Annotated in this window: 9 protein-coding genes and 1 tRNA gene; 8 read left to right on the forward strand and 2 right to left on the reverse strand. The window is 34.9% G+C overall.

From position 1 onward, the window contains the following. The first annotated feature begins 263 nt into the window (after window positions 1-263). The 7 genes from EYY60_RS05335 to EYY60_RS05365 all read left to right on the forward strand — a co-directional run bounded on the left by EYY60_RS05335 (window position 264) and on the right by EYY60_RS05365 (window position 11,546). The gene (locus EYY60_RS05335) at window positions 264-2,444 is read left to right on the forward strand and encodes a glycoside hydrolase family 3 N-terminal domain-containing protein (protein WP_208749450.1); all 2,181 of its coding nucleotides are present in this window, start codon (window positions 264-266) and stop codon (window positions 2,442-2,444) included. A 71-nt stretch (window positions 2,445-2,515) separates the two neighbouring features. Next, window positions 2,516-4,774: a GH92 family glycosyl hydrolase gene (locus EYY60_RS05340; RefSeq protein ID WP_132988359.1), complete on the forward strand. Its 2,259-nt coding sequence runs from the start codon at window positions 2,516-2,518 to the stop codon at window positions 4,772-4,774. 226 nt (window positions 4,775-5,000) lie between these two features. Beyond that, complete coding sequence (fucP, locus tag EYY60_RS05345; protein ID WP_132988360.1) at window positions 5,001-6,290, forward strand: L-fucose:H+ symporter permease; 1,290 nt, start codon at window positions 5,001-5,003, stop codon at window positions 6,288-6,290. Between the two features lie 52 nt (window positions 6,291-6,342). Next, on the forward strand, window positions 6,343-7,962 hold the full coding sequence (locus EYY60_RS05350) for a UxaA family hydrolase (protein WP_235832294.1): 1,620 nt from the start codon (window positions 6,343-6,345) through the stop codon (window positions 7,960-7,962). A gap of 91 nt (window positions 7,963-8,053) precedes the next feature. After that, window positions 8,054-8,818, forward strand: coding sequence for an SDR family NAD(P)-dependent oxidoreductase (locus tag EYY60_RS05355; protein WP_132988362.1), 765 nt, complete (start codon window positions 8,054-8,056; stop codon window positions 8,816-8,818). An 84-nt stretch (window positions 8,819-8,902) separates the two neighbouring features. Further along, on the forward strand, window positions 8,903-9,757 hold the full coding sequence (locus EYY60_RS05360) for a fumarylacetoacetate hydrolase family protein (protein ID WP_132988363.1): 855 nt from the start codon (window positions 8,903-8,905) through the stop codon (window positions 9,755-9,757). Between the two features lie 157 nt (window positions 9,758-9,914). Next, the gene (locus EYY60_RS05365) at window positions 9,915-11,546 is read left to right on the forward strand and encodes a beta-N-acetylhexosaminidase (protein ID WP_132988364.1); all 1,632 of its coding nucleotides are present in this window, start codon (window positions 9,915-9,917) and stop codon (window positions 11,544-11,546) included. A gap of 126 nt (window positions 11,547-11,672) precedes the next feature. On the opposite strand, the gene EYY60_RS05370 is transcribed toward EYY60_RS05365, so the two are convergent. Next, window positions 11,673-12,734: a WD40/YVTN/BNR-like repeat-containing protein gene (locus EYY60_RS05370; protein WP_132988365.1), complete on the reverse strand. Its 1,062-nt coding sequence runs from the start codon at window positions 12,732-12,734 to the stop codon at window positions 11,673-11,675. Between the two features lie 335 nt (window positions 12,735-13,069). Continuing rightward, a tRNA-Met gene (locus EYY60_RS05375) sits at window positions 13,070-13,143 on the reverse strand. A 153-nt stretch (window positions 13,144-13,296) separates the two neighbouring features. Between EYY60_RS05375 and EYY60_RS05380 the strand changes: the two genes are divergently transcribed. Continuing rightward, entirely contained in the window at window positions 13,297-13,689 is a 393-nt protein-coding gene (locus tag EYY60_RS05380; RefSeq protein WP_132988366.1) for an START-like domain-containing protein, read from the forward strand. The last annotated feature ends 31 nt before the right edge of the window (window positions 13,690-13,720 follow it).

The following is a 13,720-nucleotide window of genomic DNA, read 5'->3' on the forward strand; positions in this document are numbered from 1 at the left end:
TTCTTATCTGCCATTTTACAAAGGTAATTGTTGCTTAAATTTAGATAAAATCGAAGTATTATTTAAAGAAAAGATATTATATCTTTAAATTTCCGAAATTACGCAGCTTAATAAGCTGTTTTAAAAGATTTCCTGTCTGTATAATAGATAGTTGTGTTCTTTTAGAAATGTTTTGGATGGCTTTTGGCCTTTCTTTTTCGTTTGAATTGGTAAAACGTTTTAGAAGAAGAGAAATAGATTATAAAATTTTAAATATTGCAATAATGAATTGTTTCAACACTTACCGATTTATACTGTTTTTTTGTTTTTGTATGGGTATTGCAAATGCACAAAAGACTCCAGCTTATAAAAATCAAGATTTGCCAATAGAGAAAAGGGTAGATGATTTATTGAAACAATTGACGATCGAAGAAAAAATTTCATTGTTAGGTTTTGAAAGCAAAGCGGTAAAACGATTGGATATTCCGCAATACAATTGGTGGAACGAATCGCTTCACGGTGTGGCAAGAGCAGGAAAAGCAACCGTTTTTCCTCAAGCTTTAGGAATGGCAGCTACTTTTAATGATCCTTTGCTTAACGAAGTGGCAAATGCAATTTCTACCGAAGCCAGAGCAAAAAATAATATGGCTGTAGCCAAAGACCGTCGCCTGCAATATATGGGATTGAATTTTTGGTCTCCAAATATTAATATTTTTAGAGATCCACGTTGGGGAAGAGGTCAGGAAACCTATGGAGAAGATCCTTTTCTTACCGGAAAAATGGGAACAGCTTATGTTAAAGGTTTACAAGGAACTAACCCTAAATATATGAAAACAGCCGCTTGCGCCAAACATTTTGCTGTACATAGCGGACCGGAAAAAACAAGACATTCGATTGATGTAATTGTTGATGAAAAAGATTTAAGAGAAACCTATTTATATGCTTTTAAAAAACTGGTTGATGCTAAGGTAGAAACAGTGATGTGTGCGTATAACAGAGTAAACTCAGAACCTTGTTGCACAGGAAAAACACTTTTGCAAGATATTTTAAGAAAAGAATGGAATTTCGGAGGACATGTAGTAACCGATTGTTGGGCATTGCAGGATATTTATGAAGGTCATAAAACGTTGCCAAACAGTGTAGCTGTTGCAGCTGAAGCAATCAAGCGAGGAGTAAACATGGATTGCAGCGGATTATTGCAAAAAGATGCCATCAACGCGTTGAATCAAAAACTGATTACGGCACAAGATATTGATAATGCATTGGCTCCAACGCTGAGAACGCAATTCAAATTAGGATTTTACGACAAAGCAGAAGATAATCCGTATAGAAAATATGGCATTGACAGTATTGCCAATACGTACCACAGAAATCTAAGTTTGAAAATGGCGGAACAAAGTATGGTTTTGTTGAAAAACGGTCAATTTGGTGACAGTAAAACAAAAGTATTGCCACTAAAAAAAGAAGATTATAAATCAATTATGATTGTTGGCCCAAATGCAGGTTCATTAGATGCTTTATTAGGGAATTATCACGGAATTAGTGATAAAGCAGTAAACTTCGTAGAAGGAATTGCTGGGGCAGTAGATCCGGACACGCGCGTTGAATATGACATGGGGTGCGATTTTACCAATACAACAGATTTTGGCGGAGTTTGGGCAGCGTCTATGGCAAATGTTACAATTGCAGTTATTGGTTTCACTCCAGTGTATGAAGGCGAAGAAGGCGACGCATTTTTGGCCGATGGAAAAGGAGACAGAAAAAATATGGATCTTCCGGCTTCACATATTGCGTACATCAAAGCACTTCGAAAAGGTACAAAAACGCCACTTGTAGCAGTAGTAACTGGCGGAAGTGCTGTGGATATTTCAGCAATTGAACCTTATGTAGATGCTATTGTTTTTGCTTGGTATCCAGGTGAGCAAGGCGGAACAGCTTTGGCCAATCTTCTTTTTGGAAAATCTTCTCCTTCAGGGCATTTGCCTGTTACATTTTACAAATCTTTCAGTGATTTGCCGGATTATAACAGTTATGCAATGAAGGGCAGAACGTACCGCTATTTTGACAAAGAAGTGCAATATCCTTTTGGTTTCGGATTAAGTTATTCTTCTTTTGGCTACAATTGGGTTGAACAGCCTAAGACAATCAAAATGAGTTCTGATAAAGTTTCCATGAAAATCGAAATCTTTAATACAGGTCAATATGATGCAGATGAAGTAGCTCAGGTTTATCTTGAATATCCAAATATGGACAGAAAGCCAATAAAAGAGCTGAAAGCTTTTAAACGTGTTTCTTTAGGTAAAGGAAAATCAAAAACAATTACATTGGAAATTCCATTGGAAGAACTTCAAAAATGGGACGATGCTGCAAAACAATTTAAAATCTATGAAGGAAACTACACTTTGAAAATCGGATCAAATTCAAGAGATACTATGTTGGAAGGGAGTTTTGAAATCATAAAATAAAACAAGACAGAAAATAATCAAAAGCAAAAAAAATATTGGCTTGAAAATTCTTGCCGAAAAAAAACAAAAAAATGAATAAAAATATCAAAACCGCATTTTTTACACTTTTAGGGCTTTGTTGTCTGCAGATGCATAGTCAGACTTCAAAACAAAATTTGACACAATATGTAGATCCTTATATTGGGACAGGATTTCATGGTCATGTATTTATGGGAGCCAATGTTCCTTTTGGAGGCGTTCAACTAGGACCCGTAAATATTTCGCAAGGTTGGGATTGGTGTTCGGGGTATCATTATTCTGATCAAACCATTATTGGATTTTCACATACACATTTAAGCGGCACCGGAATTGGTGATCTTGGAGATTTCCTTTTTATGCCTGCAATTGGCAAAGTGAATTTGAAAAAAGGAACCGCAAAAGACATGGCAAACGGCTATATTTCAGATTTTGATCGTAAAGATGAAAAGGCAAAACCAGGATATTATTCGGTTATTTTAAAGAAAAACAAAATCAAAGCCGAAATGACTGCTACAGAGCGAGTAGGTTTTCAAAAATATACTTTTCCAGCTTCAGATCAATCGCATATTGTTTTAGATTTAGTAGAAGGAATTGGCTGGGATAGAGCTGTTGATACTTATATCCGCATAAAAAATGATACTTTGATTGAAGGATATCGTTTCTCAAAAGGGTGGGCTAATGACCAACGTATTTATTTTGCAGCAATTCTATCAAAACCAGCAAAAAAAATCCAATTGTATGAGAATACAAAAGAGATGATCAATAAAGTTGTTTCGGGAGATAGTGCAAAGGCTGTTATTCATTTCTCAACTTCGAAAGATGAAGTTGTTAAGATTAAAGTTGGTATTTCTCCAGTAAGTACCGAAAATGCTTTAATGAATATCAAAAAAGAAATTTCAGGTTGGGATTTCGAAAAAGTGGCAACTCAGGCAGATGAAAAATGGAATAACGAGTTAGGCAAAATGGCAGTGAAATCAAGTGATCCTGCTAAAATGAAAATCTTCTATACCGCTTTGTACCACACTATGATTGCGCCTTCTATTTTTAATGATGCTAATGGTGATTATTACGGTACAGATAAACAAGTTCATAGAGCGGCAGGATTTACCAATTTGACTACTTTTTCATTATGGGACACATATAGAGGTGCAAATCCTTTATTTACGCTAACACAACCAGAAAAAGTTTCAGATATGATCAATTCGATGTTGGCGATTTATAAAGAATCAGGACATCTTCCGGTTTGGCATTTAATGGGCAACGAGACTTATTGTATGCCCGGAAATAGTGCTATTCAGATTGTAGCTGATGCCTATTTAAAAGGAATAAAAGGTATTGACGGCAATTTGGCTTTTGAGGCAGTAAAAGCAACAGCAATGCAGGACGATCGTGGGGTTGATTTTGTAAAAAAGCTAGGATATATTCCGGGAGATAGTTTGAGAGAATCAGTATCTTATGGATTAGAATATGCGATTTCTGATGGTGCTATTGCGATGATGGCAAAAAAAATGGGTAAGACTGATGATTATAATTACTTCTTTAATCGTTCAAAAGCCTATAAAAAATATTTTGATCCTTCAGTTGGTTTTGTACGCGCAAGGTTAAGCGAAACAACATGGCGAACACCTTTTGATCCTTTTAAATCAATTCATGAAAAAGGTGATTTTTCAGAAGGAAATGCATGGCAATATACTTGGTTAGTACCTCAAGATGTTGAAGGGCTTATTGCATTGTTGGGAGGCGAAAAGCCATTTGCTAAAAAACTAGACACTTTATTCACGATTTCCGGTGATATGGGGAAAGAAGCTTCAAGCGATATCACAGGTTTAATCGGGCAATATGCACACGGAAATGAGCCAAGTCATCACATTACGTATTTATACAATTTTGTTGGTCAGCCGTGGAAAACAGCAGAAAAAGTGCGTTACATTGTAGACAATTTATACAGTGACAAACCAGATGGATTGTGCGGAAATGAAGATGTTGGACAAATGTCAGCTTGGTATGTTTGGAATGCTATGGGAATGTATTCTGCAAATCCTTACAACGGAGTTTATTGCATAGGAAGCCCTTCGATGGATGAATCGGTTTTAAAACTGGCTGATGGTAAAACGTTTACGGTAAAAGCTTTAAACAACAGTTCAAAAAACATCTATATACAGAAAGCGACATTAAACGGAAAAGAATACACAAAAAGTTATATTCTTCATACTGATGTTATGAAAGGCGGTGAATTAATATTTACGATGGGAGCAAAACCTTCTAAAACTTGGGGAGTTTCTGCTAAAGACAGACCTTATTCGGCACAGTAAATTGCTTTCGAAAGCAAAAAATAAAAATCCCAAATTCCAAATCTAATACTTTGGATTTGGGATTTTTTTTATAGCCTGCATTCTTTTCAGAAAGCAATATTTTTTCATCTGATTTTTTTCAGAATTGACAATTACTGATTAAACAAGGACAATATTGAATTAATACATATACGTTAGATATAGTATTTTTATATTTCCAAATAACCACAATTTTAATAAAAAACATATGGCTTTACTAACCGAACTGGATGTGCAAAAAAAAGTATCTTCTCACGAAAATAAGAAATGGTTATTTCCTTTTATATTGGTTACCAGTCTTTTCTTTTTCTGGGGTTTTGTACATAACCTTGACCCAATACTTATTCCTCATTTAAGAAAAGCATTTAATCTAACCGATTTAGAATCTTCTTTAATCGATTCTTCTGTATTTGTGGCTTATTTTTTTATGGCTTTGCCTGCCGGGTATATTATGAGGAAATATGGTTATAAATCTGGAATCATGATTGGGCTGGTTTTGTTTGGTATTGGCTCAATTTTGTTTGTACCCGCAGCTAATTCACTGCAATATATTTACTTTTTGGGAGCCTTATTTGTGATTGCCTGCGGACTTACTTTTTTGGAAACAGCGGCAAATCCATATGTTACCATTTTAGGTCCATCAGAAACAGCAACAAAGAGATTGAATTTTTCACAATCGTTCAACGGACTTGCCGCTTTTATTGCGCCTGCCTATGTGGGACCAATGATTTTATCTGGCAAAAATTTGACAAAGGCAGAAATGGATGCAATGGCTCCAGCAGATTTGCATGCTTATATTTTAGAAGAAGCCGCAAGTGTAAAAATGCCTTATTTGATTTTAGGATTAATTATTCTTTCAGTGGCATTGATTTTCTATTTTACCAATATGCCCGATGTAAAAGATGAAGATAAAGAAGGAGCGGAAGGCGCTAGTTTTTCAGGCGCTTTAAAGTCAATGCGCTTGCGTTGGGGAATTTTAGCACAGTTTTTCTATGTTGGAGCACAGGTTTGTGTAGGTAGTTTTTTTATAAAAATGGCGACCACTTCTGCAGGTCTTGGCGAAGATGTAGCGGCTAAATATTTAGGTTTCTTTGGACTGGCTTTTATGTTAGGACGTTTTGCAGGGACATTTTTCATGCAATACATCAAACCAAGAAAATTATTGATCATTTACGCCATCATTAATATTTTCTTATCCTTAGTGGCCATTTTTGGTTCAGGAATGATTGTGGTTTACACTTTAATAGCAATTGCCTTTTTTATGAGTATTATGTTTCCAACGATCTTTTCAATGGGAATCGACGGGCTTGGTCATAATACTAAAATAGGATCTTCATTGATTGTAATGGCTATTGTTGGAGGGGCTTTACTACCTCCGGTTTTAGGATTGATTTCAGATATTACAGGAAGCATTCAATACGGTTATATAGTGCCACTAACTTGTTTTTCGGTAATACTATTGTTTGCATTTAACGGACATAAAACAAATAAAGCATAAATTCTATTTATATAATATGTTAGAAAACGGAGTTAAAAGATTGGTTATAAAAATGCACCCAGCAGATAATGTTTTGGTTGCCTTAACTGATTTAGCAAAAGGAGAAACGGTAACTTTTGAAGGACAGAATTATGTTTTGACGGATACTATAAAAGCAAAACATAAATTTTATACAGCAGATTTAAAACAAGGTTCTGAAATCACGATGTATGGGGTTTTGGTAGGAAAGGTGCAAAGCGATGTCGCAAAAGGAAGTTTGATGACCACCGAAAATCTTAAGCATGCGGCAGAACCTTATCAATATCGTGATGTCGATTTTGTGTGGCAAGCACCAGATGTTTCGAAATATCAAAACAGAACTTTTAAGGGATATAAAAGAAGTGACGGTCGCGTTGGAACAGCAAATTACTGGTTATTTATACCAACAGTATTTTGTGAAAACCGAAATCTGGATGTCATTCGCGAAGCGCTTCACAATGAGTTGGGATATTCGGTAAGTGATAAATACACGCAGTACACACATTATTTGCTTGAGGCTTATAAGAATGGAGAAGATTTGGATTCAATTGATGTTCAAATGACGCCGACTGCAAATGCAAATAGAATATTTAAAAATGTTGACGGAATCAAATTCCTGAATCATCAGGGAGGTTGCGGAGGTACGCGTCAAGATGCAGCAACCTTGAGCGCTTTATTGGCATCTTATGCGAATCATCCAAACGTTGCAGGAATTACATTGTTAAGCTTGGGTTGTCAGCATTTGCAAATTCAGGATTTTGTAAACGACGTTAAAAAGCAGAATCCGGTTTTCGATAAGCCATTATTGGTTTTTGAACAACAACAAGCCAAAAGCGAAGAACAATTAGTTGCTGACGCAATCAAAAAAACATTTGAAGGATTAGTCGAAATCAACAAATTCGAAAGAACGCCAGCGCCTTTAAGTGAATTGTGTTTGGGAGTAAAATGTGGTGGAAGCGATGGTTTTAGTGGTGTTTCTGCAAATCCAGCTGTTGGTTATACTTCTGATTTGCTTGTGGCTTTAGGTGGAAAAGTACTTTTGGCTGAATTCCCTGAATTATGTGGTGTAGAACAAAATTTGATTGATCGTTGTACAAACGAAGAAGTAGCGACAAAATTCATTGATTTAATGCAGTCTTACGATGCATTGGCACATAAAGTTGGCTCAGGTTTTCACATGAATCCGTCGCCAGGAAACATTAAAGACGGATTAATTACTGACGCCATAAAAAGTGCAGGAGCGGCCAAAAAAGGTGGAACGGCACCAGTTGTAGATGTTTTAGACTACACAGAACCCGCAACAAAAGCAGGTTTAAGTTTGGTTTGTACGCCAGGAAATGATGTTGAAGCAACAACAGGCAAAGCAGCATCTGGAGCGACATTAATATTATTTACGACAGGATTAGGAACGCCAACAGGAAATCCAATTTGTCCGGTTATTAAAGTGGCGACAAATTCGGTTCTGGCAAAGAAAATGAGCGATATTATTGATATTGACTGTGGTCCAATTATTAGTGGAGAAAAATCAATTGAAGAAATGGGAGAAGATATTTTGGAATATTGTATCAAAGCGGCAAGCGGCGAAATCATACCAAAAGCGGTTTCTTTAAATCAGGATGATTTTATTCCGTGGAAACGTGGTGTATCTTTGTAAAAATGAATTTCTTTTATAGAAAAATTAAATGTCTAAAATGCAGATTTGAAAAGAATTAATGCTGAATTTTCAAATCTTTAAAAATAAAAATATGTTTTCATTACAAAATAAAAAAGCAGTAGTTACAGGTGGCGGAAGTGGAATTGGAAAAGCGATTTCTGCCTTATTTGCAAAACAGGGAGCTGAAGTTCATATTATTGAACTAACCGAAGAAAGTGCTAAAGACGCTGTTGCAGAAATTACAGCTGCTGGCGGAAAAGTATTTTCTCACGCTTGTAATGTCGCAAGTCAAAAAGATATAGTAGCAACATTTGAAAAAATTGGAAATATTCAGATTTTGGTAAACAATGCTGGAATTGCTCACGTTGGAAAAGTGGATAATACATCAGAAGAAGATTTTGACAGAATTATGAATGTCAATGTAAAAGGCGTTTACAATTGTTTGCATGGTGCTATTCCACATTTAAGAGCTTCGGGTGGAGGTGTAATTTTGAACATGGCCTCGATTGCGGCTTGGGTTGGTATTCCGGATCGTTTTGCTTATTCAACAGCGAAAGGAGCAGTAATGGCTATGACATTATCTGTCGCTAAAGATTATATGGCAGAAAATATTCGTTGCAATTCAATTTCGCCTGCAAGAGTTCACACGCCTTTTGTAGATGGATTTATTGCTAAAAATTATCCAGGAAAAGAAGCTGAAATGTTTGAAAAATTGTCAAAAACACAGCCAATTGGCCGTATGGCTAAACCAAATGAAGTAGCGGCTTTAGCTTTGTTTTTATGCAGTGACGAATCAGGTTTTGTAACCGGTTGTGATTATCCTCTTGACGGTGGTTTTATTAAATTGAACAATTAAGTGAAATGAAAACCGCTTTAAGATGTTAGAAGTCAAAAAATTATGCAATTGAATGAGAAAAGTATAATATAATAAAGTAATAAAATGAAACTAATACGATTTGGTGAAGCTGGAAAAGAAAAACCAGGTGTTTTGATAGATGAAAAAAGATTTGATGTATCCTCACTAGTAACAGATTATAATGAAGCTTTTTTTGAGGAAGATGGATTAGAAAAATTAAAAAAGGCTTTAGAGAGCAATCCTGTCTTGCCAGAAGTTGATGCTTCGGTTCGTTTGGGTTCTCCGGTTGCACGACCTTCAAAAATAATTTGTATTGGATTGAATTATGTGGATCATTGCCTTGAAACGAATGCTCCAATTCCGACTGAACCAATTATTTTCTTTAAATCAAGCACCTCTTTATGCGGACCAAATGACAATTTGATTATTCCGAAAAACAGCGAAAAAACGGACTGGGAAATTGAATTGGCTTTTGTAGTTGGCAAAAAAGCAAGTTATGTAGAAGAAGCCGATGCTTTAGATTATGTTGCAGGTTATGCGCTGCTGAATGATTACAGCGAAAGAGCTTTTCAGATAGAACGCGGTGGACAATGGGCTAAAGGAAAAGGATGCGATACTTTTGCGCCTCTTGGACCATTCTTGGCAACTCAAGATGAAATAGAAGACGTTAACAACATTCCAATGTGGTTGACAGTAAACGGAAAAACATTCCAAAACAGTAATACTTCTAATTTGGTATTTAAAATTCCGTTTTTAGTGCATTATCTAAGTCAATTTATGACATTGCTTCCTGGCGATATTATCAGTACAGGAACGCCTCCAGGTGTTGGTTTAGGAATTAAACCAGATCCTATTTATATTAAAGCTGGGGATGTTATTGAATTAGGAATGGACGGTTTAGGCAGCAGTAAACAAATTGCTGTAGCTTATACAAAATAGATTAGCTTAATCTTTTGGTTTGATTAATAAAAGACACATAGAAACATAATTTTTAAGTTTCTATGTGTTTACAAAATTTATATTGATTTGAGCTAAAAATGTTATCGTGCACACTTCAGCGTTTTTAGCTTTTAATACTAATTAATAAAATTTAAACATGGTAAAATCATTTCTTTTTTCGCTTCTTTTCTGCAGTGCTATGTCGTTTGCTCAAGAAGTAAATGTCATTCCGCAACCTGTAAAATTGGTCAAACATGTTGGAAGTTTTGCGATTAATTCAAAAACGAATTTGGTTGTTGCAAATCCAGAAGATAAAGCGACAGCAGCTTTCCTTAATAAATATTTGACCGATTATTATGGTTTTGCTTTGCCGATATCAAAAAATGCTAGTAAAAATTCAATTAAGTTAATTAGTAAAAAAAATATCAATGGACTTAAAGGCGAAGGATATGCTTTAAAATCGGATAAAAACGGTGTTGTAATAACTGGAAACTCGGCTATCGGTACTTTTTATGGAATGCAGACGCTTATCCAGTTGTTGCCTACTGAAAAAAGCGATAATCTTGTTATTGCTGCTGTTGACGTTAACGATGAGCCTCGTTTTGTTTACAGAGGCGCGATGTTGGATGTTGGGCGTCATTTCTTTCCGGTTTCATTTGTGAAAAAATACATTGATTATTTGGCTTTGCATAAACTGAATTATTTTCATTGGCATTTGACTGAAGATCAAGGTTGGAGAATCGAAATCAAAAAATACCCAAAACTTACAGAAATCGGTTCAAAAAGAAACGGAAGCATCATTGGAAGATATCCAGGTACAGGAAGCGACAATACTGTAGAGCAAGGATTTTATACGCAGGAAGAAGTAAAAGAAATTGTGAAATATGCTTCAGACCGATTTATTACAGTAATTCCAGAAATCGAAATGCCGGGACATGGAAGTGCAGCTATCGCAGCTTATCCGGAATTGAGCTGTTTTCCAAACGAGAAAACAAATCTTCCTGATAATATGATTTCTGACTTGAGCAAAAAAGAAATGGCAAACGGCAGAAATAAAATTGTTCAGGAAACGTGGGGAGTTCATGCCGATATTTTTGTTCCAACTGAAAATACTTTTAAATTTTTAGAAGATGTTATTGATGAGGTAGTAACTTTATTTCCGTCAAAATATATTCACATTGGAGGCGATGAAGCACCTAAAGATGCATGGAAAAAAAGCGAATTTTGTCAGCAATTGATAAAAGAGAAAAATTTAAAAGATGAGCATGGTTTGCAAAGTTATTTCATTCAGCGCATGGAGAAATACATCAATAAAAAAGGAAGAACGCTCATTGGTTGGGATGAAATTTTAGAAGGAGGACTGGCACCCAACGCAGTTGTTATGAGTTGGAGAGGTGAAGAGGGCGGAATTGCGGCAGCTAAAGAAAACCATCAAGTTATCATGACGCCGGGAAGCCATGTTTATTTGGATCATTCTCAAACTAAAAATGATAAAGAAGTTACTATCGGTGGATTTTTGCCATTGGAAAAAGTCTATAGCTACGAACCGATTCCAAAAGAATTGAATGAACAGCAAGCAAAATACGTTTTAGGTGCTCAAGGAAACGTTTGGACAGAATATATGGCAAATCCAGCCAAAGTTGAATATATGATATTTCCGCGTTTGAGCGCTTTAAGCGAAGTGTTGTGGTCTCCAAAAGAAAACAAAGATTGGACTCAATTTCAAACAAAAATTGAAATTATGAAAAAACGTTATACGATTTGGGGAGCAAATTATTTCAAAGAGTAATCAGAATAAAAAAAAGACAGTTCAAAGTGAGCTGTCTTTTTTTTATCTTATTTGAAAAGCGCAATTGCATAAAATTTAAACTTTAATCTAGCAGAAAAGCTTTAAAAAAGACAATTTAGCGTTTAGTTATTTCCTCTTTATTGTATAAAATTCAGAATTGTTTATTCCATAGCCCAAATCATTCTCAGGGAAAGAAGTTAATCCCAAATAGATTGAATTATTTAATTCTGATTTTGTCCAAGAATCTCCGCTATTAGAAGTTTCGAAGCTTTGACTTCCTTGGAAGGTTGGGAAATCTCCACCTTTATAAGCTGAAACGGTTTCGATATTAAAACCCTCCGACTCGCTATTGAAATGTAAGGTGCCAAATGATGAAAAAGGAAACTTTACAATTTGCCAATTTAGCCCACCATCAGTCGTTTTATATATTTCTGTTACACCATCCATAAATCCAATTGTTTTATTGTAGAAGTATAAATTTCGTATAAAATTAGAAGCTGATACAGGTGTATTTATTGTTTGCCAATTGTTGCCATAATCTATGCTTTTATAGATTTTCTGATTTTCACCTCCTATAAATACAACATTGTCAATGCAGTAAAATTTATCATACACTGGCTTGATCGCTAGATTTATAAATTCCCAACTATCACCACCGTTTTCAGTTTTAGCAATATGATAATTTCTAGAATTAGGAAGATCAGGAGTATATATCAATGCTAAACCTTTGTTTTCATTGAAAAAATGTAATGATCTTATTTCAATATAATCTGCAAAAAGTTTTTTTATCCAAGTCTTGCCACCATCAGTAGTTTTTAAGAATACACTTCCTTTATCGCAATCTTTGCCAAGACAATTAGTCATTGCTTGTCCAGAAATAAATCCTACGTTTGAATTTATAAAATGTACCGATGATAAATGTAAGTCTGTTCCTGAGTCTTGTTTTTCCCAATTTACGCCTGAATTGTTGGTTTTGTAAATAGTGCCATTGAAACCAACTACAAATCCAATTTGAGGATTTATAAAAAACAAATCACGAGGATTTATATCAAAACCAAGCGGTGTTTTAGTGATCTCCCAGTTCTTTAGAATTGAAGTGTTCTTAATTTCATTATTTTCCGAGCTATTATCACAACTTGTAAATGCGAAAAATGAAATTATCAAAAAAATGATATAATGTTTGTTCATAGTTCTTTTTTTTAACAAAATGGTTATTGTTAATAAGATGGTAATTATGTTTTTTGGTTGCGTCTGAATTGAATGTTTTTTTTAAAAATACATAAAAAATAATATTAATCTGTCTTTTTTAAGTGAGATGTGTATGGTATTGATCATGTATTTTGGTAAAAAGGCTTTGCTTTTTATAACAAAGAAGGAATTGAAATGTGTTTGCTGTGAGACTTATGAATTCGATATAATTCTCATTGATTTTTTAGAATAAAGTATGTAAACAACAGAAAATGAGAATGATGATTTAGTGCAAAAAAAAACACCACTTTTAAAAAGTGGTGTTTTGCCTTTTGTAGCGAGGACGGGAGTTGAACCCGTGACCTCAGGGTTATGAATCCTGCGCTCTAACCAACTGAGCTACCTCGCCTGGACTGCTAGTAGGAGTAATTCCTGATTGCGGGTGCAAAGATAGAAATAATATTAAAGCATACAAGTATAAAATGAAGAAAAAAAAATATTTTTAAAAACGCATTGTTTTTGGACATATATTCTTATATTTCGAAAAAATTAAACGCAGCACATGGATTCAAAAATACGTTACGAAATCGAGTTCCCGATCAATTCTTCGCCGCAATTATTGTATCAATATATATCAACGCCATCAGGTTTGTCAGAGTGGTTTGCAGACAATGTAAATTCAAGAGGTGAATTTTTTACTTTTATTTGGAATGACTCACAGGAAAAGGCGCGTTTAGCATCTAAAAAAACTGGAGAAAAAGTGAAATTTAAATGGGTTGATGAAAGCAGTAAGGATACTGAATACTTTTTTGAACTGCATATTTTGGTTGATGAATTGACTAAAGATGTGTCGTTAATGGTAGTTGATTTTGCTGATAAAGAAGAAGTAGGCGAAGCTAAACAACTGTGGGAGAATCAAATCTCAGACCTAAAACATCTTATAGGATCTGTTTAGTATAAAACTATTTTATCCCTTATATTTGCCC

The sequence above is a fragment of the Flavobacterium zhairuonense genome (assembly GCF_004352915.1).
Lineage (GTDB): Bacteria > Bacteroidota > Bacteroidia > Flavobacteriales > Flavobacteriaceae > Flavobacterium > Flavobacterium zhairuonense.